The sequence below is a fragment of the Bacteroides sp. DH3716P genome, assembly GCF_025914115.1.
GTDB lineage: Bacteria > Bacteroidota > Bacteroidia > Bacteroidales > Bacteroidaceae > Bacteroides > Bacteroides ovatus.
Window position 1 is genome coordinate 2,272,260 of record NZ_CP083673.1, and the last position, 22,927, is coordinate 2,295,186.

At 43.7% G+C, this 22,927-nt stretch carries 16 protein-coding genes; 8 read left to right on the forward strand and 8 right to left on the reverse strand.

The features are described from left to right. The first annotated feature begins 38 nt into the window (after positions 1-38). The gene (locus KQP79_RS08245; protein ID WP_004306864.1) at positions 39-1,652 is read left to right on the forward strand and encodes a hypothetical protein; all 1,614 of its coding nucleotides are present in this window, start codon (positions 39-41) and stop codon (positions 1,650-1,652) included. Between the two features lie 126 nt (positions 1,653-1,778). Here KQP79_RS08245 and KQP79_RS08250 read toward each other — a convergent pair whose 3' ends face one another. The 8 genes from KQP79_RS08250 to KQP79_RS08285 form a co-directional block, all read right to left on the reverse strand. Continuing rightward, on the reverse strand, positions 1,779-2,894 hold the full coding sequence (locus tag KQP79_RS08250) for an acyltransferase family protein (RefSeq protein WP_138343512.1): 1,116 nt from the start codon (positions 2,892-2,894) through the stop codon (positions 1,779-1,781). Between the two features lie 21 nt (positions 2,895-2,915). Next, positions 2,916-4,544, reverse strand: coding sequence for a beta-N-acetylhexosaminidase (locus tag KQP79_RS08255; protein ID WP_004306862.1), 1,629 nt, complete (start codon positions 4,542-4,544; stop codon positions 2,916-2,918). A 20-nt stretch (positions 4,545-4,564) separates the two neighbouring features. Then, positions 4,565-7,075 (reverse strand): family 20 glycosylhydrolase, encoded by a 2,511-nt coding sequence (locus KQP79_RS08260; protein WP_061448630.1) that lies wholly within the window; start codon positions 7,073-7,075, stop codon positions 4,565-4,567. A gap of 38 nt (positions 7,076-7,113) precedes the next feature. Continuing rightward, a complete protein-coding gene (locus KQP79_RS08265) occupies positions 7,114-8,496 on the reverse strand; it encodes a DUF5016 domain-containing protein (RefSeq protein ID WP_004310091.1) in 1,383 nt (460 codons plus the stop codon). Positions 8,497-8,529: 33 nt separating this feature from the next. After that, a complete protein-coding gene (locus tag KQP79_RS08270; protein WP_004297680.1) occupies positions 8,530-10,005 on the reverse strand; it encodes a RagB/SusD family nutrient uptake outer membrane protein in 1,476 nt (491 codons plus the stop codon). Between the two features lie 11 nt (positions 10,006-10,016). Then, on the reverse strand, positions 10,017-13,259 hold the full coding sequence (locus tag KQP79_RS08275) for a TonB-dependent receptor (protein WP_032849568.1): 3,243 nt from the start codon (positions 13,257-13,259) through the stop codon (positions 10,017-10,019). 226 nt (positions 13,260-13,485) lie between these two features. After that, a complete protein-coding gene (locus tag KQP79_RS08280; RefSeq protein WP_008776325.1) occupies positions 13,486-14,481 on the reverse strand; it encodes a FecR family protein in 996 nt (331 codons plus the stop codon). A gap of 97 nt (positions 14,482-14,578) precedes the next feature. Continuing rightward, positions 14,579-15,145 carry an RNA polymerase sigma factor gene (locus KQP79_RS08285; RefSeq protein ID WP_004297676.1) on the reverse strand — a complete coding sequence of 189 codons (567 nt, stop codon included), beginning with the start codon at positions 15,143-15,145 and terminating at the stop codon, positions 14,579-14,581. 269 nt (positions 15,146-15,414) lie between these two features. Here KQP79_RS08285 and KQP79_RS08290 point away from each other — a divergent pair, with 269 nt between their 5' ends. The 7 genes from KQP79_RS08290 to KQP79_RS08320 all read left to right on the forward strand — a co-directional run bounded on the left by KQP79_RS08290 (position 15,415) and on the right by KQP79_RS08320 (position 22,883). Then, positions 15,415-17,706 carry an NADP-dependent malic enzyme gene (locus tag KQP79_RS08290; protein ID WP_004306858.1) on the forward strand — a complete coding sequence of 764 codons (2,292 nt, stop codon included), beginning with the start codon at positions 15,415-15,417 and terminating at the stop codon, positions 17,704-17,706. Continuing rightward, positions 17,703-17,879 (forward strand): hypothetical protein, encoded by a 177-nt coding sequence (locus KQP79_RS08295; RefSeq protein WP_004310082.1) that lies wholly within the window; start codon positions 17,703-17,705, stop codon positions 17,877-17,879. The genes KQP79_RS08290 and KQP79_RS08295 overlap by 4 nt, the downstream gene beginning before the upstream one ends. Positions 17,880-18,126: 247 nt before the next feature. Next, a complete protein-coding gene (locus KQP79_RS08300; protein WP_004297671.1) occupies positions 18,127-19,461 on the forward strand; it encodes an NADP-specific glutamate dehydrogenase in 1,335 nt (444 codons plus the stop codon). 304 nt (positions 19,462-19,765) lie between these two features. Further along, positions 19,766-21,226, forward strand: coding sequence for a catalase (locus tag KQP79_RS08305; protein ID WP_004297668.1), 1,461 nt, complete (start codon positions 19,766-19,768; stop codon positions 21,224-21,226). Between the two features lie 162 nt (positions 21,227-21,388). Beyond that, the gene (locus KQP79_RS08310; RefSeq protein ID WP_004297664.1) at positions 21,389-21,607 is read left to right on the forward strand and encodes a helix-turn-helix transcriptional regulator; all 219 of its coding nucleotides are present in this window, start codon (positions 21,389-21,391) and stop codon (positions 21,605-21,607) included. Further along, a complete protein-coding gene (locus tag KQP79_RS08315; RefSeq protein ID WP_004297663.1) occupies positions 21,604-21,930 on the forward strand; it encodes a HipA N-terminal domain-containing protein in 327 nt (108 codons plus the stop codon). Before KQP79_RS08310 ends, KQP79_RS08315 begins: the two co-directional genes overlap by 4 nt. 2 nt (positions 21,931-21,932) lie before the next feature. Continuing rightward, entirely contained in the window at positions 21,933-22,883 is a 951-nt protein-coding gene (locus KQP79_RS08320; RefSeq protein WP_032855996.1) for a HipA domain-containing protein, read from the forward strand. The last annotated feature ends 44 nt before the right edge of the window (positions 22,884-22,927 follow it).

The following is a 22,927-nucleotide window of genomic DNA, read 5'->3' on the forward strand; positions in this document are numbered from 1 at the left end:
CAATTGCTTTAATTTTTAATTTCTAATCTTTAATTCTTATGAGTGCTCCTGTTCTGAACGGTCCTTTTGTTTTGCCGATGTTCCGCAGCTTCGTGCCGCGGAAAATGCAACCGTGGATTTATCTTTTCATAGCCGTCACCTTCCAACTTTCGGGAGGTGTCTATTTGGGTGCATTGAATCAGATGATCGGCAGCATGTCACTGATGCGGGAGGATATTTTGATGTGCATGTATGCCAACCTGGCCGGTATGGCAATCTACTTTCCGTTACTGTTCCGCATGAAGTTCCGTTTTACCAATAAAACCCTGCTTACATCGGCCGCACTGGGAGTATTACTCTGCAACCTGATAGCACCGCATATCACCTTTCTCCCTCTATTGTGGTTGGTCTGCTTCATCGAAGGTATGTGCAAAATACAGGGAACTTTCGAGTGTATGTCAAACATTCAGCTGTGGATGACCCCTAAACGGGATTTCACCGTTTTCTTTCCCTGGCTTCATATTGTAATTTTGGGAAGCATCCAGCTATCTGACCTACTTACGACCCGTCTAATGTATCATTATCACTGGACGTACATGAACCTGTTCGTTGCCGGTCTGATGCTGATTGTCTTATTGATACAGTTCACTTGTGTGAAGCATTTCCGGTTCATGCGTAAATTTCCTCTGTTTGGTATCGACTGGCTGGGCGGGATACTATGGGCTGCCTTATTAGCGGAAATCGCCTTCCTCTTCAACTACGGAGACTGGTACGACTGGTGGAACAGCCCGGTCATCCGCCAACTTACCATCGTGATTTTCATCACTTTAGGAATTTGTATTTGGCGCATGATGACCATTCGACACCCATTTCTCGAACCAAAGATGTGGACGTACCGCCATTTTTTGCCTTTATTGGGATTAGTCACTTTAGTGGAAGCGTTCCTCGCCACGGAGCACGTGCTGGAGGAAGTCTTTTACGAGGAAGTAATGAAATATGAAGAACTGGTCAGTTCCCAACTCGATTGGCTTGCCATTGTCGGTATCGTATGCGGTTGTGTGTTTTCGTATTGGTGGATGCACGTCAAGCAGTATAATTATGTACGCCTGGTCATTGTCGGCTTTATCGGGTTGATCGGTTACCTGATCGGTTTCTACCTGACTTTATCCACCGACATCCATATTTCACAGCTTTACCTGCCGACCGTATGTCGGGGCTTCGCTTATGCCATATTGAGTGCTACTTTTATGGTGTGTCTGGAGGAAATCATGACTTTCCAGCATTTCTTCCAGGGATTAAGTGTGTTCAATATGCTGCACATGGTAGTAGGCGGCGTAGTGGGAGCCGCAGTCTATGCACAGGGATTGGCGTATTATGTTCCCGACAATCTGGCCCGTTACGGTTCAGCCATCGATCATGTAGCTTTCAGCAGTAGTCCGTTCAATCTGGGTCACTATATGGAAGAGTTTATCAGTCAGATGATGGAGATAAGCATCAAGCAGATTTACGGCTGGGTGGCTTATGCCTGCATTTTCCTCTTCCTATTGTTATTGCTTTACGATTTCCCGGCTCGACGCTCACTAAAAAGTATACCAAGCTGGAAAGAGGTGGCAAGGGAGGTGAAAAATACGTTCTGGCGGACAACACACACGCCGTCGGAGAAAGAAAAATAGGAAGACTGTTTACCTGTATATTTATTGAGCTGATAATCAATAGAGTTTATGCCATCCGGCTACGAAAACAAACTGCCGTAGCTATCCGGCATAAACTCTACCTTTTTCTAACTAGTCACTTACCTTCTATATCTTTATAAATAGTTGCTTTTTGTACAGCCCCCATACAATCAGATAATTGAATCCGATAAACAGAAGGCCGTAAATCAGAGAGGCCAGATGAGCATCGGGAAGAACGCTCCAAATGGAAGTGTAAATCTTCTCCTGCAAGCTACTCTCCCCAACTGTAATTACCTCCAGCAAAGTAGCTAACACACCGGCCACTATATAAATAAACAATGGATTCGTACCAAAAACATGGAAAGGATATCCCCATTTCTGCTTTTTACGAATATCAATCAGCCAGGTGAGAAACACAAGCAACAAGGAAGCAAAACCACAAGTCACCAGCACAAAAGTCGGACTCCATACTTTCTTATTCAACGGGCAGCCGTAACTCAACAACCATCCTGTAAACAAAAGAGCAATACCCAGTATGGAGATCTGCAACAGCCGGTGATGGATTTCAGTCTTCTCCCGCAAAATATTTCCGCAGAAATAACCGATAATCACTTGCGCAATGCACGGCAAGGTACTCAACAGGCCTTCCGGGTCGAAAAAGATACGCCCGCCATCCGGCAACCACTCCCGATACAAATGGGCTTCTCCGAATAGTGTGCGATCTGTAACGGCAATAATATTCTGTTCGGAAAGTTCAAATCCGTGTCCCAAAGCCAGCAAGATGGAATAACCTGCCAGAATGATCCCGGAGATCCATACCAGATTTGCCGGACGCCGGACACCCACAATCAGCAAGGAACCAAAGAAATAAGCCAATGCCAACCGCTGCAACACTCCCAGAATACGTATGTGCGAGAAAGGTTGTTCTACTCCTGTGCACACCAACGAGAACCAGGAAAGAAAAAGTCCCAACAAAAACAAGATCACCGTGCGCCGTACCAGTTTGATGATAAAACCGCGACTGAAATGATGATCGAACCGGGATAAGGCAAAACTCATGGAAACGCCCATTATAAACATGAAGAACGGGAAGACCAAATCAGTCGGAGTCAGTCCGTTCCATTCGGCATGTCGCAAGGGTGCGTAAATGGATTCCCATGTTCCGGGGTTGTTCACCAAAATCATTCCGACAATGGTGATTCCCCGGAGTATATCTAATGAAAGTAAACGTTCTGATTTCATATTGTTCTTAGTGTACCGGGATTAAAGAAATCCCGGTTTGGTGAAATAGAATCCATTCGCATTCAACCATTTAACATGCCATTTCAGGCGATTGGTAAAATCAATCCAGTTACGGCTACTTCCCCACGCCAACTCCGAAAATGCTTGAAGAGAGGGAAACACGTGCTGGCCAAACTTCCGTTCATTAGGAATCATCTCCGTCCATACACAAGCCTGGAAGCCTAACACATTTTGCTTCACGATGCCGGGAAACTGGGGTTCGAACTCGAAGTTATACAAAGAGCTTAATCCTTCGTCTGAAGGCGTTGCACTCAAATAGAAACGGGACCATTCCATGAATATAATCGGATAACCTTTCTGGGTAATCTTTCCCGGCTGATCGGGCAGCCAGTCACGCCAATAAGTATAAATCAAATCCTGTGGCTCTTTTTCAAGAAAAGCATCGTCCCATCCCATCACTTTCTTGCCTTTACCCTTCACATAGTTCGTCATAATCTTCACAAAACGGTTTTGCAGTTCATCCACTTTCTGATAACCTTCCTGCTGCATCAATCGCTGACAAACTTCACACTGTTCCCAGTTATCTTTCTCCACTTCATCTGCTCCGATATGGAAATATTCCGAAGGGAAAATCTCGACCATCTCATCAATGATGGACTGCACGAACTGATAGTTCTCCGGACGCGAGGGACAGATAGGATAAGAGAATTCTTCTCCCCATCCGGCTTCTCCCGTGCACGACAACTCGGGATAGACTTTGATAGCCGCCGAGAAATGACCTGGCATGTCAATTTCGGGTACAATATCGATCCCTCTTTCCAACGCATAACTTACCAAACCTTTCATCTCTTCCTGCGTATAATGACCACCATATTGAGAACCGTTTCTCACGAAACGGGGATCTATCTCATAGTTATAATCCTGTTGGGAAAGTTCTACGCATCTCTTGTCATATTCGTCAAAGTCGCGCCAGCTGCCTTCCTGCGTCAGCAACGGATATTTTTTCACTTCAATGCGCCAACCCTGATCGTCCGTCAGATGCAAGTGAAGCTTGTTTATCTTGTAGAAAGACAAACAGTCTATCACCTTTTTCAGATAATCAACCGTAAACATGTGGCGGACTACATCGATATGAAATCCGCGCCAATCATATTTGGGAGCATCTTTTATATCGACCATCGGAAGATATTTAGCACTTCCGGAAGTGAAGAAATTTGCTTGTTCGAGCGCTTGTCTCAATGTCTGGATTCCCCAGAGAAGTCCGGTTTCCGTTGAATAATAGACGCAGGCTCCCTCTTTGGTAACGGTGAGCCGGTAAGCCTCTTTAGCCAGATCCGCTTCCTGTTTCACACGGATAAAGGCACGATCGTTGGAGGCATCACTGACGGAAAGAGAAAGTTTCTCTTCCAGGGTGGATTTCAACAGTTGCGACGTGGAAGCCGGAATGTTCTGGCTGACAGTCACATTCTGCGGAAGAGAGACAACCGATTCTTTATAATCGACTCTTTCCGGCAAAGGCATCACCGACAGGCGGGTGGGCACTCGCTCCGGGTAGTTCGCGTTATCATTATCATTGCACGACAACGATGTGATCGCACCTATTCCCAACAAGAATAATATTCCGGTTCTTTTTATCTTATCATAGTTCATAACTTATCTACTTTTGTGGATTAATCTACTTTGAGAGTGCTTGTTACACTCTCTTTATTTAAATAAAACAGTTTCGCTTTCACAACGGAAGCATCACAGGCTACGGGAGCTTTCCAAAGTTCCGAACGAAGGGTCGGTTCCGTGCCATCGGTCGTATAGCGTATTTCACCTCCCCGGATAGGGGTACTGGCATGGAGTTGCCCTTCTTTGATGCAAAGTCCGGGATGAGGTAAACGGAAATTGATACTTCGGGACGCCCAGTGAGGCATTTCTTTCTCACTCACTTTGGAGTAGAACAGGCCCAGTTCTTTATTGAAAGCCTGACGTTCTTTCTCTCCTGTTAAAGTGCTCCAGGCGGGAAAAGCGTTCCAACCGCGTTCCACCAATCCGAGGATTTTGGGGAAGGTGTAATATTCCACCCATTCAAAATCACGGATGGTTTCAGCAAATAATTGTGCCTGCACTCCCTGGATATGTTCCTTTCCGGAAGCGGTCAAAGTCGTTTTTCCCTTTCCTGCGATGTCCGGATCGACCGGATTGCCTGCCATATCGGTACGCGAAGAACGATAAATGCTATATGGAAGCATGGAGAAACCTTTGGACTCGTCGACATATCCCGCCCACGAGAGACCTCTTTCGTCGGGATGAGCGTCATAGGCCAAATCCAGATAGAAATTGTTCACGTTGCAGAGAATCACCGGATATCCTTTGTTGGCTATCTGGTAAGGTATTTCATCCGCTTCCCATTCAGGAACCGTATTCCAGCAATACACTCCTGCTGCAAGTTGGTTCAAATGACGATCGGTTGTTTCCGGATGTCCCAACGCTACTTCCTGCCAGCCGCTGAATTGCAAATTATGTTGTTGCAGATAGTCTGCCATCTTCGTAATATAGTATTCAGACAGTTCGTGGGCACTTGTCATCCCGTTTTCATCCATAAACGTCCGGCAGACAGGAGAACCCATCCAGGCTCCTTCGGGTACTTCATCGCCACCTAAATGAATCGTAGTCAAAGGTACCTCCGCTTCCTCATACATGGCTATCAACTCACGAATCACTTTTTCCATAAACCGGTATGTAGAAGGCAATGCTACATTCATGACATTATCCGTATAAGACTGCGCGGAAACATAACGGGAAGTGTCTTGTGCGTCACTTAATAAATATTCGTTGGCCTTTTCAGGGGCAGTATTCACATACTTATGATAGCGCGCTTTCATGGACACGATTGCCGCACGGGCATGTCCCGGAGACTCAATCTCCGGAATCACACGCACATGTCTTTGAGCTGCATAACGCAATAAATCGATAAATTCTTCACGGGTGTAATATCCGTTGCCGGAGGTAGCTGCAGACGGATCATAGTTGCCATCGTAGCCCGGATATAAACATTCCAGTTCATCCGTGGTATGTCCCCGGCGTGCGCCAACCGAGGTCAATTCTTCCAAGCCGGGAATCTCCAGACGCCAGCCTTCATCATCCGAAAAATGGAAATGCAGTACGTTCAGTTTATAAGAAGATATTACATCTACCAGCTTTTTCAGATGTTCAACAGTCGTAAAGTTCCTGGCAATATCGAGCATTTGCCCGCGATACGGCAAATCGGGATAATCGCGGATGGAGAGAGCTTCCAAACGGAACAGCTTTTCCTGACCTTTCAACAGGGAGAGCAAGGTTTGCGTCCCATTGAATATGCCATGTGAAGTGGAAGCTGAAATATTTATTAGCCCGTTTCCCGTATCAATCCGATAATATTCGCCGTTCACTGCTGTTTCCCGTTCCGGCAAATAATCCAGATGAACTGTTACCGGTGCTCCGGATACAACTTCCAGGCCATGGATGGTTGCCAGCTTTTCTTTCAGTAATTCAGCTTCGTTGGCAAAATCGGGATGGAAAGTCAGTTTTACTTTATTTTCTATAGCAAAACCCTCTTTGCCGGTAGCCGGCACCGCTTCTTTCACTGACGGAAAAATATCAGTTTGCTGCAACTGGGCTGTAGTCTCCAACGCCAAATTCGAAGCATATATCTTATCAGGTGCGGGATACCAGTCTTCTGTCTCCATTCCTTTCAGCGGCTGTATGGTCAGTCCGACAGGCAAGGAAATACCTTGCTTACTGCCTGACTGACTCACCCAGTAAGTGCCTTCGGGAGCATGTGACATTTTTTTCAATCCGTTGGTACAACAGAATTTGACGGTCAACGAATCTCCCGGAGCCAGTGGTTGAAAATTTTCTGCCGGATACATCCGGAAGAAGTTCGCATTCACCACTTCCACTTTGACCGGAGCAGACTCTTCCTGCAGAATCTCACGAGGCAGCTGCGAATAATAGATGATCCAATCCTTTCCTAAAGGAACATCTGAGATGTTCTTCAGGACAAATGAATTCTCATAGTAACCGGGCTGTACTTCCACAGCTCCCATCTTCCAAGTCAATGACACGGGGGCTTTCGCCCCGTCAGTCGATTTACAACCGGAAATGACCAGCAGGAGGCACAGACTTCCCCATATTGTATATAGCATATTTCTCATAGGCTTTCCTGTTTTTCTATATATCATTCTTTTAGGTATTAATCACTCAATCGTTCGATGTGCAAAGTTTCTTTGCCTACTCCCTGCGAGGCGTCGAAAGTCAGACGATAATAGCCGGGAACGAAACCGTCGCCACTCGTTATTCCATTGGAACCAGATAGTTCAATTCCATCCGTATCGCCGGACAATGAACCCTCTTGCAGTAGCATGCCTTTATCTTTATTCCATTGCAAATCGCTGTAAATTTCAATTTCGAAGGATTCCCATTCATGAGTGTTACTCAAATACACGGTGGTCTGGTATTTCTGTTCACCGATTGGCACAATATATCCTAACTGTGATATGTCTTCCAAATTCCAGCCTCCACTATTATATGCTTCATTCCAGACGGGTGCGCATGTAAATCCGTGTCCTACCAGCCAGAAGCAAGTGGGAGCCGTATCACCCATCCGTGCCACCCAGATATAATTATACTTAGAAGAATAATAGATCTCCCAGGTTCCTGATTTGCGCAAGAAGGTAAACTTGCCATTATCCGGATTATAGCTAAAGAAGTCGCGATTGTAAGCGTGTTCCACATCTTCAAATCCACTCATTTCGAACTCTTCCCCCTGCGTAAAGCTAATCTGTGCACGGAAAAATCCCTCACTGGCTATCAACTCGGTTTCTTTAATTTTCAGGTTCTTTTGGTAGCCGACTACTCCCAGTTCAAAAGTCATCACATTGAAAGTGATTTGTTCGACAAACCAATCCCGGTAATCAAAAGCAAAGCTGGGTCCCGACGCTTCAATAAGGACTGCCGTATTGCTTGCTTCGGCAGCTCCCCAAATCAGTTTTGCATCGTCCAATGATGCTGCGGTAGAGATCTTTCCGGATAGTTCCATCGGATAACCCTCTTCCGAATCGGAAACTTCCGTGAGGTACAGGTAAGGATTGTCCTCACTCCGGTTCATTTCTACCACCTCACCGTTATAGTGAAGATAAAGCACTTCGGGAATCTGCGGACGGGTTATATGGAAATCAAATGTTTGAGTGACTTCACTACCTTCCACATTAATGGCTGTCAGAATCACCTTCGCTTCCTGATTCTCTTCAAGTCCGGCTTCAAACGGGATATAAATCCCTTTTTCAACAATCGAAACATCAGTGCCTTTCGTACGGATCGACTGCGAACTGACCAAAGTTTCACCTGTCATCAATTTCACTTCCAGCGTAGACAAAGGAGTCTGCGGATCGTGAATCTTCACAGAAAAATAAAGAGAATCGGCAGCAGGTGTCTGATCGGTAGTTGAGAATTGCAGTTCCGATATTTCGGGACACGAATATGGATACGTCACCCGGCCATCTTCTTCGCTGCATGAAGCCAGCCAACAAACAGTCAGCCCCAGCAGCCATAAAAACAGATTATTGTGTTTCATCATTTTTTCTTTTAAAGTTTTACGTTCCTCTTTTCATTAATAGCCTTCATTTTGAGTCAGATTGGTGTTCTTATCTTTCTCTCCTTGAGGAATCGGCCACAACTGCCGAAAAGCCTGCAAACCTGCAAACAGCAATCTGCCGTCTTTGTCTTTATGCTTCTGCATCACTTCCAGCAAACGATTATTGCGTACCAGGTCGAACCAGCGCTGACCTTCCATATACAACTCTAATTGGCGTTCGTTCTCTACCGCCAGGCGTCCTCTGGCCTGCCCCATATTTTCATCTAAAGAAGAAGGAGCAAAACCGGCACGTTCTCTAATACTATTTACAATCCGGATGGCTTCCGGGGTGCGGTCCAACTCTACCAGTGCTTCGGCTTTCAACAGCAGTATATCTGCCAACCGCATCAAAATGATATTGGAAGTCTTCTCGCGAATCTTATAAGACAACGGGTAACTGTCTGCCGGCCAATAGGTATCATAAGGCACTGATTTCCAAAGAATACTGGATGCATAACGGGTATCTTTCTCTTTGTCAAATTTAGCAACCAGATCATGAGTAGGTGTACAATAACGTCGCCAGGTTACTGATCCGTCATCTTCTTTCAGCAATACCCAGTAAGCCCAGTTGGGTGCATCGGAGGTGTAATAGACTTCAAAGATGCTTTCTGAAGAAAATTTCTTATCGGGTTGCCACAACTCGTCAAAATTGCTGACCAGCGTATAGCCTTCTGCTATTACTTTGTCACAAGCCTCAACCACTTTGGTATAGTCGCGTGTTGATTTCTCCCCTCTCGTTGCTAACACTTTGGCACGTAAGGCATAGGCTGCTCCCTTAGTTGCCTGGAAAATTCCTTTATTCTTGCTTACCAGGTAACGAATGGTATTTTCTTCATTCAGGTCGTCCAGGATCTGGTCATATATTTTATCTGTGGCAGAACGTTCCGGATACATCACCGGATACCATTTATCGAGGTTTTCGGCTGTAATGGTCGGAATCAAATCCAGCACCATCGGGGCATCACCCCATAAACGGACAATATCAAAATACGCCCATGCCCGCAAGAACTTGGCTTCTGCAATAACACGATTACGTTCTTCTGCTACGGTAGAAGTAGGATCCATCATCTTCGTATTTTCAATCACACTGGTTGCAGTGCCCGCCATCGAATAATACTGTGACCAGACCAGTTCTACTTTATAATTGGTAGAGGTCAGTTTCAACAAATCAAACTCCTGTTCGGCCACACCATCTCCGCCGATATAACAATTATCGGACTGCACATCTCCAATAGTATAATTTTCCGACTGGAATATATCTGCTTTAAAACTCTCATACGCACCCTGCAACTCGGCCTGTGCATCTGCCAGACTTCCATATTTAGACTCCTGATCTTCCGTTCCGGTACCTTCCTGCATAAAATCCGATTGCGGTTTCTCATCTAGGAAACTACTGCATGAAACGACTAATGTACAGAGTACGACATACGCTAACTTTATTATATTTTTCATTTTCGCAGCTATTAAAATTCAACATTCAAACCAAAAATTACCGCCCTCGATTGAGGATAAGTACCATAGTCCACCCCTTGAGCAACGGAGTCTCCGCCAAAAGCATTTACTTCAGGATCGTATCCTTTGTATTTAGTCAGTGTGAAGAGATTCTGTCCGGTGACGTAAGCCTGCAATCTGGACAGATGTATCTTATTCAACCATTTCTTAGGAAAATTATAGGATAAAGTGACTGTTTTCAGGCGCAGGTAAGATCCATCTTCTACAAAACGGGAGGAGTTATGATTATTCTCTGTATTACCAACGCGGGGGACATTGGTAATCATACCCGGTCGTTTCCAACGATCCAACACACGAACCGACTGGTTTCTAAAGTCTGTCATGCCTTCCATATCAATACGCGATGCATTAAAAATCTTATTGCCCTGACTTCCCTGCAAGAATACAGACAGGTCGAAACCGGCATACGAAAATGTATTCGTCATACCGTAAATGAACTTGGGCTGGGCATTTCCCAAAGTAGTGCGATCTTCCGGATCGATAAAACCGTTACCATTCAAGTCACGATAGATAATATCTCCGGTTTCCGGATCAACGCCTTCTGATATGTAACCAAAGAATGTGCCTAACGGAAGACCTTCTTTCAGGATGACGGCTTTCTCCTTGGATTCGTACATTTCAGCATAATAATAAACTTTATTCAAACCGAGCTTCGTCAGCTTATTCCGGTTGAAAGATATATTGAAATCGGTATTCCACTGAAAGTTACCTTTAAAATTCTGGGAAGAGAGAGTGAACTCCATACCTTTATTCACCATCTCACCGTCGTTTCTTGTCACACTGCTCGGCACCACATTCTCCGGCAGGCTGACTGTCAATAGTAAATCGGTGGTCTTTTTGTAGTAAGCATCAACCGAGAAGGATAAGCGGGAATCAAACATGGTCAGGTCGAGTCCCAGATTCCATTGGCTTGTTTTTTCCCAGGTCAGTTCTTTATTGGCTGCCGAGCCGGGTTTAATGGCAAGTCCCGGATATAAGTTTCCCTCCGAAACGGGCAGTTTACTGACGCTCATGGAAGCCATGTAAGCGTAGTTTCCAAAACCGCCTTGGTTACCATTCATACCCCATCCGGCACGTAATTTCAGGTCGGTAACAATGTCTTGTAAAGGTTGCATGAACTTTTCGCCTGAAATTCTCCAACCTGCAGAAACAGAAGGGAAAGTACCCCAACGATGTCCCGGGGCAAAACGAGAAGAACCGTCTGCACGGAAGTTAACTGTCAGCAAATAACGGCTGTCGTAATTGTAGGCTACACGACCCAGAAAAGAGGCCAGCGTCCATGCGGAAGCAGAAGAACCGCAAGCATCCTTATCCAGTTGATTGGCGGCACTGATGGAATGAATATCGGGATAAGACTCTGCCAGGTCGAAACCTGCCATCCACGAACCGTTATATTGTGCACGCTGCTGGGTAGCCCCTCCCAAAATAGAAAGGTTATGTTTGTTGAATGAACAATCATAGGTCAGCAAATTTTCAAAAAGCCATTCGAAGTTTCGTGAGAAACTCTCTTCCACACGCCCTTTTGTACCCCGTCCGTCCGAAGTTGAAATCGGGTCCAGATAGTAGTCCCAATGTTCATTGGTCAGTTCAATGCCAAAAGTGGTTTTAAACTTCAGTCCTTTGAGTATGTCAACCGTGAAGCCGAGTGAGCCATTTATATGGTCTGTATTCGTGTTACTGTCTGCGGCATTGGCAGCCAGCGGATTCAGAATACGTGCACCGTAAGCCTGTTCATCATATTCGTTCGGATCATACGGATTCCGCTTCTGCATAAACGGAGGAGTATTCACAACGGATAAGATGGAACCGGCACGCAAAGAACTACGGCTTTCGTTCACCCATTGTCCGCCTGTATGCGAATATGCAAAATTGAGTGCCATCTTTAGCCATTTGGTCTGCTCACTATCCAGGTTTGCACGGAAATTATACCGATTGAAATGTGCTTTTTCCACGATACCCTGTTCGTCGGAATAACCTCCGGAAACAAAATATTGCAGTTTCTCGGTTCCATTTGCCACAGACAACTGATAGTTCTGATTGACACCCGTACCGAAGAATAAATCAGTCCAGTCCACATAGCGCGTTTCACTTTCGGGGATATTGGGGGCAACATCCGAAACTGCTTTCAAGTCTTTCATCAAGTCTTTATATTGTTCTGTATTCAACGCATCTATTTTTTTCCCTAATTTAGAGAAACCCACATAAGCACTCATTTTCACTTGTGGTGCACCGATCTTTCCTCTTTTAGTCGTAATCAACACTACTCCGTTTGCCGCACGTGCTCCGTAAATAGCTGCCGATGAGGCATCTTTCAGAATTTGCATGCTTTCAATATCATTCGGACTGATATTCGAAATGTCATCCGACGGCAAACCGTCCACCACATACAACGGTTCATTGGATGCCTGTACCGAAGTGGCTCCTCTCACCCGGATTGTCACTCCGGAACCCGGCATACCCGACGGCTGCACAACCTGAATACCGGCTGCCTTTCCCTGAATAGCCTGTGCAGCTGTCATAATCGGACGTTCTTCAATATCTGCCGTGGAAACGACAGATACCGCAGTCGTAATATCTTTCCGTTTCATAAACCCGTATCCCACTACGACTACCTCTTCCAGTACCTGCGAATCTTCGCTCAATGACACATTGTATATGTTCTGCTTATTGACCGTATGAGATTGGGAAACATAACCGATATAGGAGAAACTGATTTTTGCCCCCACAGGAGCTTCCAAAGAGAAACGACCGTCTATATCGGTAGCGGTTCCAATATTCTCTCCCTCCACTCTCACTGTGACACCAATCAAGGGTTCTCCCCTCCGGTCGGCCACAACACCGGTGATTGTTTTCTTATCGCCTTTCTGGGGGGCGTTCTGTTCACTTTTCAGAGTAAGCACCACTTGCTTACCCGATTCTATTTTATAACTAATAGATGATCCTTTGAAAACTTTTTCTAAAACCGCATCAATACTTTCATTACTCACTGTCAATGAAATTTTTTGATCTAATCCGGGAAGCTTATCCGTATAAAAAAAGCTGTAATCAGCCTTCTTTTCAATCACTCGTATCGTCTGGCGTATCGTCTGATTCTTCACAGAGAAAGTGATCTGCGCACTTGCCTCTTGAGACACAAACAACAAGATACAACTGAACATAACAAGCCTGAATATGATATGTAATTGTTTTCTCATTAGTAATTAGCTTTAAATTCTTTAAAATATAAGTCTGAAAATTAGACTTTTTATTATCTTTGTAAAATCGTGAAGCAAAAAGGATTCCCTTTCCCTTATCCGCATAAGGAAAATTTCTTTTTTACTATCATGTATAAACCGTATTTGATTTCGGGGTAGAATTATGCTGCTACATAATTCTACCCTCTTTATTTTATTATGAGGTGTCTTCCATAAATCGTCCTTTTTAGTTAATACTACTTCCTATTCTCACCGTATCTCCTTCTAACTCATAGGTTAAAGGATAAGTAAGGCTTATAATGTAAAATACATTATGCAAGCTGCTGTTCCGGATGGTTCCGGAAAATGGCACGTTCTTCAGTTTCTCGGAGTCAAACACGACTTTCACTCCGTACATCCGCTCCAGCGTAGTCGCGATCTCCGCTAAAGAGGATGAATTAAAAATCAACATATTGTTCCGCCAAAAGTCGATTTCACGCATATCCGAGATGGGCGATTTAGTAAATGTCTGCTTGTTCTTATGGTATTCTACCTTCTCCCCGGGTTTCAACAAGGTTACGTCCGTTTTATTAGAAACCTTGACGCTTCCTTCTGCCAGCAGTGTTGTGACAGAATGATCGTCACAATAGCCTTTCACATCAAAGGTGGTTCCCAACGCTTCTATCTCCAGATCATTGCAGCAGACGATAAAACGTTTATCTTTGTTTTTCGCCACTTCGAAATAGGCTTCTCCGTCCAAATAGATTTTCCGGTCGGATTTGTTGTACTCCGCATCATAAGAAAGATGAGTAGCCGAATTTAACCAGACTTTCGTTCCATCGGGCAAAGTCAGATTCGCTTTCTGTCCATAATCGACAGCCACCATGAAAGGGTCCTGTGACACCTTATTCATGTGTTCTACCCCAAAGTAAGTGGCCAGTCCCAAACAAACCGGTAATAAGATAGTGGCTGCCACCTTATATATAATAGGTTGCCAGCGCCGTTTCTTCGGAGATAGTATCTTGGGCTCATCCAGATTCCTCTGCAGATGGTTCCACATTTCTTCTTCCACTGTCTTATCGATTTCGACGGCTGCTTCTTTCCACATTTGCTCGCAAAGCAGATTAAACTCATTACGAATTCCGGGTTTACGAATCCATTCAATAAGTATCCTTCTTTCTTCAGAAGAGGCCTCCTTTTTGAAGAATTTTTCCAATAGTACTATGTAATCGTGTTGCTCCATAATTTTCCTGTTCTATTTATACTAGTCTTGAGAGACAGAAAAGGACTACAGAGAAATCGAAATAGTTCAGATATTAACTTTTATTAAAACTTCTATATTAGATATCATGTAAGAAGAGAGAGACTGAAAAGGCAATTATTCCCAGTTTGTCACGCAAGAAATCCAAAGAACGGTGTACCTGTGTGGCAACAGTCTTTTCCGAGATATTCAACTGGTCGGCTATCTCACGATAGTTCAACCCTGATTTCCAATAAAGCATAAAAACTTCCCGGCGCGCTGGAGGCAGTTCTTCTAAAAGTTTCAGGATATATTCTTCCAAAAACAAATAATCCAGTTCTTCATCTATCTCTACGGATTCGTCAGATGACTCATTCGCAAGCCTGTCTACATAATTTTGAAGCAGGAGTTCGCGTCTTACATAATGATATACCATGTTTTGGGATATTTTAAAAAGATAGCCGTCAAAATTCCCTTCCAGATCGATATTAAGCCGCTTCTCCCAGATATGGAGAAAAATATCTTGTGTGATATCTTTCGCCACCCCGGCATTGCTCACCATAGAAAGGACAAAATTATAAATGCGAGCATTGTATCCACGATACAATGCCTCAAAAGCATTTTTATTTCCTTCTTTCAATAATTGAAGTTGCTGGGTGGTAATCATTATAAAATAAGGTTAAATCATATATCGATTCAAAAATAGCGAAATAACTAAAGCCGACAACCAAAGCACTTGTTAAAATTTCAATAAATCAATATCATAGCATTTAAAAGGGAATAGAATACAAAAACACATCCTTGACATATCATATCATAAATTCAGCCATTTTGCTATAAAATTAATAGAAATTATTAATCAACAGCTACAATTTCGAACTTTTATTCCTACATTTGCGGTCAAATGATAACTTATTAACAAATTTCATAAATACCATGGCTAAAATAACGAAAGAAGCCGCTTTGCTCTATCATTCACAGGGCAAACCCGGTAAGATTGAGGTAGTGCCTACCAAACCTTACAGTACACAAACCGACTTATCACTCGCATATTCTCCCGGTGTAGCAGAACCTTGTCTCGAAATTGAGAAGAATCCGCAAGATGCGTATAAATATACGGCTAAAGGTAATCTGGTAGCCGTTATTTCCAACGGTACAGCCGTACTCGGACTGGGTGATATAGGTGCATTGAGCGGTAAACCTGTAATGGAAGGTAAAGGTCTGCTTTTCAAAATTTACGCGGGCATCGACGTTTTCGACATCGAAGTGGATGAAAAAGATCCAGAGAAATTTATTGCTGCAGTAAAGGCTATTGCTCCTACTTTCGGAGGTATCAACCTGGAAGACATCAAAGCTCCCGAATGTTTTGAAATCGAACGTCGCCTGAAAGAAGAACTGGATATACCTGTCATGCACGACGATCAGCACGGTACTGCTATTATCTCCAGTGCCGGTTTGGTGAATGCCCTGCAAGTGGCCGGAAAGAAAATCGAAGATGTAAAAATCGTTGTGAACGGTGCAGGTGCATCTGCCGTATCTTGTACTAAATTGTATGTGTCACTGGGTGCACGTCTCGAAAACATCGTCATGCTGGATAGTAAAGGCGTTATCAGCAAGGCGCGCACGGATCTGAACGAACAGAAAAGATTTTTTGCAACCGACCGCACGGATATTCACACGCTGGAAGAAGCAATCAAAGGTGCAGATGTATTCCTCGGCCTGTCGAAAGGAAATGTGTTAAGCCAGGATATGGTGCGCAGCATGGCTCCGATGCCGATTGTGTTCGCATTGGCTAACCCGACACCAGAAATCTCTTACGAAGATGCCATGGCAGCACGTCCTGACGTACTGATGGCTACCGGACGTTCTGACTATCCGAACCAGATTAATAATGTAATCGGTTTCCCGTATATCTTCCGCGGTGCTTTGGATACTCACGCTAAAGCTATCAACGAAGAGATGAAGATTGCAGCCGTACACGCTATCGCTAATCTGGCAAAACAGCCGGTACCCGATGTAGTTAATGCGGCATACCACGTGAACAACCTCTCTTTCGGCGCGGAATACTTTATCCCGAAACCGGTAGATCCACGCCTCATCACCGAAGTTTCCTGCGCAGTGGCAAAAGCTGCTATGGAAAGCGGAGTGGCTCGCACTGAAATCAAAGACTGGGATGCTTACTGTGTTCACCTGCGCGAATTGATGGGTTATGAGTCCAAACTGACCCGCCAACTGTATGATACAGCCCGCCGTTCACCGCAACGTGTCGTATTTGCCGAAGGTATCCATCCGAATATGCTGAAAGCTGCCGTTGAAGCGAAAGCCGAAGGTATCTGTCATCCTATCTTATTAGGAAATGACGAGGCTATCGGAAAACTGGCAGAAGAAATGGATCTTAGCCTGGAAGGTATTGAAATCGTCAATCTCCGTCACCCGGACGAATCGGAACGCCGCGAACGTTACTCACGCATTCTTGCAGAAAAACGTGCACGCGAAGGCTTTACTTATGAAGAAGCCAACGATAAAATGTTCGAACGCAACTACTTCGGTATGATGATGGTGGAAACAGGAGATGCGGATGCTTTCATCACCGGACTTTATACAAGATATAGCAATACGATCAAAGTGGCCAAAGAAGTAATCGGTATCCAACCGGGCTTCAAACACTTCGGAACAATGCATATCCTGAACTCCAAGAAAGGTACTTACTTCCTGGCAGACACACTGATTAACCGCCACCCGGATACGGAAACATTGATTGACATCGCTAAATTGTCTGATAAAACAGTTCGCTTCTTCAATCACACGCCGGTTATCTCAATGTTGTCATACTCCAACTTCGGTGCTGATACTGCAGGTAGCCCTGTGAAAGTGCACGAAGCTGTTGCCCACATGCAGGAAGAATATCCGGAACTGGCTATTGACGGTGAAATGCAGGTAAACTTTGCCATGAACCGCGAATTGCGTGATACCAAATATCCGTTTACCCGCCTGAAAGGAAAAGATGTAAATACATTGATTTTCCCGAACTTGAGTTCAGCAAACGCCGGTTACAAACTGTTGCAGGCAATGGACCCGGATACGGAATTCATCGGCCCTATCCAGATGGGATTGAACAAACCTATTCATTTCACCGATTTCGAAAGCTCTGTCCGCGACATTGTCAATATCACAGCTGTAGCCGTGATCGACGCCATCGTTGACAAAAAGAAAAGAGGAGGTAAATGAAACGTCCGTTATCCAAATCACAAATAGTTTGCATCAGCCTGCTTTGGTTGGCGCTTTGCTATCTAGTTCTGACAAAAGCCGAACGAATTGACGGGATGACGGCGGTAATGCTTGGCATTTCGGCAGCATTAGTGTTTATTCCTGTCTATAAGTCGATCAAAAAGAACAAATAAATATCTTTTTTCCTATTTTTAATGCGATAAAATATCAAATTTGATGTTTTATCGCATTTTTCTTTATAAAATGTTTGCTAGTTCAATTTTTATCTTTACTTTTGCAACCGAAAATAAATATCCGATGTACCCATACGCAGATGTGCAAATCTGCTATATAGCACAAAAGCACATAGTCAAACGGTATATTAGCAAATTGTCAAATTAGCACTTTATTTATATCAACCAATTAAAGAAAAAAAAGATTATGAATGCAGCAAAGGTATTAGACGATCTGAAAAGAAGATTTCCCAATGAACCGGAGTATCATCAAGCAGTAGAAGAAGTACTTTCTACTATTGAAGAAGAATACAACAAACATCCGGAGTTTGATAAAGTAAACTTGATCGAACGTTTGTGTATTCCTGATAGAGTATATCAGTTCCGCGTGACTTGGATGGATGATAAAGGTAATATTCAGACCAATATGGGTTACCGTGTTCAGCACAACAACGCGATCGGTCCTTACAAAGGCGGTATCCGTTTCCACGCATCTGTAAACCTTTCTATCTTGAAGTTCCTTGCCTTTGAACAAACATTCAAAAACTCACTGACTACTCTGCCAATGGGTGGTGGTAAAGGTGGTTCTGACTTCTCTCCTCGTGGAAAGTCAAATGCTGAAGTAATGCGCTTCGTACAGGCATTCATGCTGGAACTGTGGCGTCACATCGGTCCTGAAACTGACGTTCCTGCAGGTGACATCGGTGTTGGTGGCCGCGAAGTAGGTTTCATGTTCGGTATGTATAAAAAACTGGCTCACGAATTTACCGGAACATTCACAGGTAAAGGCCGCGAATTCGGTGGTTCACTGATTCGTCCGGAAGCTACAGGTTACGGTAACATCTACTTCCTGATGGAAATGTTGAAGAGAAAAGGAACTGACTTGAAAGGTAAAGTTTGTCTGGTTTCTGGTTCTGGTAACGTTGCTCAATATACAATCGAAAAAGTAATCGAACTGGGTGGTAAAGTAGTTACTTGCTCTGACTCTGACGGTTATATCTACGATCCGGACGGTATCGACCGCGAAAAACTGGATTATATCATGGAACTGAAGAATCTGTACCGTGGCCGTATCCGTGAATACGCAGAAAAATATGGTTGCAAATATGTAGAAGGAGCTAAACCTTGGGGTGAAAAATGTGATATCGCTCTTCCTTCTGCTACTCAAAATGAATTGAACGGTGACCACGCTCGTCAGTTGGTAGCAAACGGTTGTATCGCTGTATCTGAAGGAGCTAACATGCCTTCTACTCCAGAAGCTATCAAAGTATTCCAGGATGCAAAAATCCTTTACGCTCCGGGTAAAGCTGCTAACGCTGGTGGTGTATCAGTATCAGGTCTTGAAATGACTCAAAACTCTATCAAATTAAGCTGGAGCGCTGAAGAAGTAGACGAAAAGCTGAAAAGCATCATGAAGAATATCCACGAAGCTTGCGTTCAGTATGGTACAGAAGCTGACGGATACGTAAACTATGTGAAGGGTGCTAACGTAGCCGGATTCATGAAGGTTGCTAAAGCAATGATGGCACAAGGTATCGTATAATCAGCAAAAGATATATAAGCTATAGTTTATTTAAAAGCTCCCGTCTTCCGTGAAGGAAGTGCGGGAGTTTTTTTATGCAATAAAAAGATGTACGACACCCGGGTGTCAGCACAATAATCTTTGTAGAAAAATAAATAGCAGACAATACACACACAATTCATAGTTATTCTCTATCTTTAGATAGAAATTATCTGTTTGACAAGCGAGCAAAAGAAGCCTATCTTTGTTATATATTATAAACCCCGGATGAAAGAATAAAAGGAAACAGTCTGCTTATACTTGTATCCGACTAAAAAATCTATTTATGGAAAAGAAAAAACTTACTGCAGCGAACGGTCGTCCTATCGCTGACAATCAAAACTCGCAAACCGCAGGTCAACGCGGACCTGTAATGTTACAAGATCCCTGGCTTATAGAGAAGCTTGCCCATTTTGATCGTGAAGTAATTCCTGAAAGACGTATGCACGCTAAAGGTTCGGGAGCTTACGGTACGTTTACTGTCACCCATGACATTACAAAGTACACCCGTGCTGCTATTTTCAGTAAAGTCGGAAAACAAACAGAATGTTTTGTCCGTTTCTCCACCGTAGCCGGAGAACGTGGAGCTGCTGATGCAGAACGTGACATCCGTGGTTTTGCTATGAAATTCTATACGGAAGAAGGTAACTGGGATTTGGTGGGTAACAACACTCCTGTATTCTTCTTACGTGATCCGCTTAAATTTCCGGATCTGAATCATGCCATCAAACGAGATCCGAAAACCAATATGCGTAGCCCGAACAGTAACTGGGACTTCTGGACGCTTTTACCGGAAGCATTACATCAAGTTACTATCACTATGAGTCCGCGTGGTATTCCTTATTCATATCGCCACATGCACGGATTCGGCAGTCATACTTATAGTTTTATCAATGCAGAAAATCAACGTATTTGGGTTAAATTCCATCTGCGTACCTTGCAGGGTATCAAGAATCTGACAGACCAGGAAGCAGAAGCAATAGTTGCTAAAGATCGCGAATCTCATCAACGTGATCTCTTCGAGAGCATCGAAAAGGGCGATTATCCGAAATGGTTATTCCAGATTCAGTTAATGACGGAGGAAGAAGCGGACAACTATCGTATCAACCCGTTTGACCTGACTAAAGTATGGCCGCACAAAGATTTCCCTCTACAAGATGTTGGTGTCCTTGAACTGAACCGCAACCCGGAAAATTATTTTGCTGAAGTGGAACAAGCTGCTTTCAACCCGATGAATATTGTAGACGGTATCGGTCTGTCTCCCGACAAAATGTTACAAGGTCGTTTATTCTCTTATGGCGACGCACAACGTTATCGTCTAGGGGTGAATGCTGAACAAATCCCGGTCAACAAGCCTCGTTGTCCTTTCCACGCCTATCATCGTGACGGTGCTATGCGCGTAGACGGTAACTACGGTGCTACCAAAGGGTATGAACCGAACAGTTACGGCGAATGGCAGGATTCTCCTGACATGAAAGAACCGCCTCTTAAAGTTACCGGTGAAGTTTACAACTACAATGAACGGGAATATGACGACGATTATTATAGCCAACCGGGCGACTTATTCCGATTGATGCCGGCTGAAGAACAACAATTATTGTTCGAAAATACAGCCCGTGCCATGGGAGACTCCGAATTGTTTATCAAACAACGTCATGTGCGCAACTGCTACAAAGCCGATCCTGCATATGGAACAGGAGTTGCCAAAGCGCTGGGTATTGACTTACAAGAGGCTTTGAAAGAATAATCTGCTATCACTTTCCTCTACAGGTACTCCTTCTTCCCAAAGAAAGAGTACCTGTTTTCTTATACCCCATAAGGTATAATTCATAAATCTACAACTAAATTTATACCCTAAAGGGTGTAAAATAGAAAATTTACATTATCTTTGTACCCAAAAGGGTATAATATGAACGATAAATCATTATCAGAATACGTCAAGCAAATGCGTAAAGAACATAACTTGACCCAAGTAGAGCTGTCCGAAAAATCAGGAGTCGGGTTACGTTTTGTACGCGAACTCGAACAGGGGAAACAGACTTTGCGTCTTGATAAAGTAAATCAAGTGCTTAGTCTCTTTGGAACGGAAGTGGGTGTTGTACCAATAAGTAAATTCAACAAGCTATGAGACAAGCACTCATATACAACCAAGACCAGTTGGCAGGATTGCTTACAGAAGATGAAAATGGCTATACCTTTCAATATGATACAGCCTACATTAAATCCAGCGATGCGGAATCTATCAGCCTCACACTGCCAATCTCGGAAAAGCCATATACAAGTCTAATATTATTCCCATTCTTTGACGGTCTTATTCCTGAAGGCTGGCTTTTAGATATTGCTGAAAAAAGTTGGAAGATAAATCGACGTGACCGTATGTCACTACTGCTTGCCTGTTGCAAAGATTGCATCGGTGCAGTTAGTGTGATTCCCATCTTAAATAAAGAATAATGATGAGCAGATGCCTATATTGTTATCAGGAACTTGGCGAGGGAGAAACTGATTTTCACCCTCAATGCGGAAAGAAAATATTTGGGAGCAAAACAGTTCCTCTCCTACCTTATACAAAAGCGGATATTAAGCAACTTGCCGAACAAGTCATACGCTCACAAACCACACTTACAGGAGTGCAAGCAAAATTGTCTCTCGATATATCATCGTCCCCCAACCAACCGCAACGCTTTACTATCGTTGGTTTATGGGGACGTTATATTCTCAAACCGCAAACGGAACAATTTAAATACATGCCTGAAGTTGAGGATTTAACGATGCATCTTGCCGAATTGGCTAAAGTGAACGTTGTCCCTCATTCATTGATTCGTTTTGCCGATGGCGAATTGGCCTATATCACTAAACGCATAGATAGAACCGCAAAGGGTGAAAAGTTGCCAATGGAGGATATGTGCCAGCTCTCGGAACGCCTCACAGAGTATAAATATAAGGGTTCTTATGAAAAGATAGCAAAGATAATTATGCAATATTCCTCTGTGCCAAAACTTGACGTAATAAATTTCTGGGAACAAGTCGTTTTCTCATGGCTGACCGGAAATGCGGATATGCATCTGAAAAACTTTTCACTTTATAGTCAGCGTAAAGGCTATTATTCACTGACCCCGGGATATGACATGATCTCTACGGCACTCCTCATGCCGGAGGACACTGAAGAATTGGCTTTGACACTTTATGGAAAAAGACGCAAAATCAAGCGTTCTGATTTTGAAGTTGCCATGAATAGTTGCAGTTTAGAGAAAAAGATCATAGACAACCTATTTTCTAAATTTACCAAAGTTGCCGAAAAATGGTTAGAGTTCATAGATATTTCTTTCTTGCCTAAAGAAATGAAGCAACAGTACAAGCTGATTATAACAAGAAAGTATCAATCCTTCTTTGATGCGCAAATATAAAAACAGGCTAATACAACGAAATGACATGAAACTTAGAGAGGATA

Coding starts and splice junctions, on each gene's coding strand:
- KQP79_RS08245 (WP_004306864.1), top strand. CDS start 39: ATGAGTGCTCCTGTTCTGAACGGTCCTTTTGTTTTGCCGATGTTCCGC.
- KQP79_RS08250 (WP_138343512.1), bottom strand. CDS start 2,894: ATGAAATCAGAACGTTTACTTTCATTAGATATACTCCGGGGAATCACC.
- KQP79_RS08255 (WP_004306862.1), bottom strand. CDS start 4,544: ATGAACTATGATAAGATAAAAAGAACCGGAATATTATTCTTGTTGGGA.
- KQP79_RS08260 (WP_061448630.1), bottom strand. CDS start 7,075: ATGAGAAATATGCTATATACAATATGGGGAAGTCTGTGCCTCCTGCTG.
- KQP79_RS08265 (WP_004310091.1), bottom strand. CDS start 8,496: ATGATGAAACACAATAATCTGTTTTTATGGCTGCTGGGGCTGACTGTT.
- KQP79_RS08270 (WP_004297680.1), bottom strand. CDS start 10,005: ATGAAAAATATAATAAAGTTAGCGTATGTCGTACTCTGTACATTAGTC.
- KQP79_RS08275 (WP_032849568.1), bottom strand. CDS start 13,259: ATGAGAAAACAATTACATATCATATTCAGGCTTGTTATGTTCAGTTGT.
- KQP79_RS08280 (WP_008776325.1), bottom strand. CDS start 14,481: ATGGAGCAACACGATTACATAGTACTATTGGAAAAATTCTTCAAAAAG.
- KQP79_RS08285 (WP_004297676.1), bottom strand. CDS start 15,145: ATGATTACCACCCAGCAACTTCAATTATTGAAAGAAGGAAATAAAAAT.
- KQP79_RS08290 (WP_004306858.1), top strand. CDS start 15,415: ATGGCTAAAATAACGAAAGAAGCCGCTTTGCTCTATCATTCACAGGGC.
- KQP79_RS08295 (WP_004310082.1), top strand. CDS start 17,703: ATGAAACGTCCGTTATCCAAATCACAAATAGTTTGCATCAGCCTGCTT.
- KQP79_RS08300 (WP_004297671.1), top strand. CDS start 18,127: ATGAATGCAGCAAAGGTATTAGACGATCTGAAAAGAAGATTTCCCAAT.
- KQP79_RS08305 (WP_004297668.1), top strand. CDS start 19,766: ATGGAAAAGAAAAAACTTACTGCAGCGAACGGTCGTCCTATCGCTGAC.
- KQP79_RS08310 (WP_004297664.1), top strand. CDS start 21,389: ATGAACGATAAATCATTATCAGAATACGTCAAGCAAATGCGTAAAGAA.
- KQP79_RS08315 (WP_004297663.1), top strand. CDS start 21,604: ATGAGACAAGCACTCATATACAACCAAGACCAGTTGGCAGGATTGCTT.
- KQP79_RS08320 (WP_032855996.1), top strand. CDS start 21,933: ATGAGCAGATGCCTATATTGTTATCAGGAACTTGGCGAGGGAGAAACT.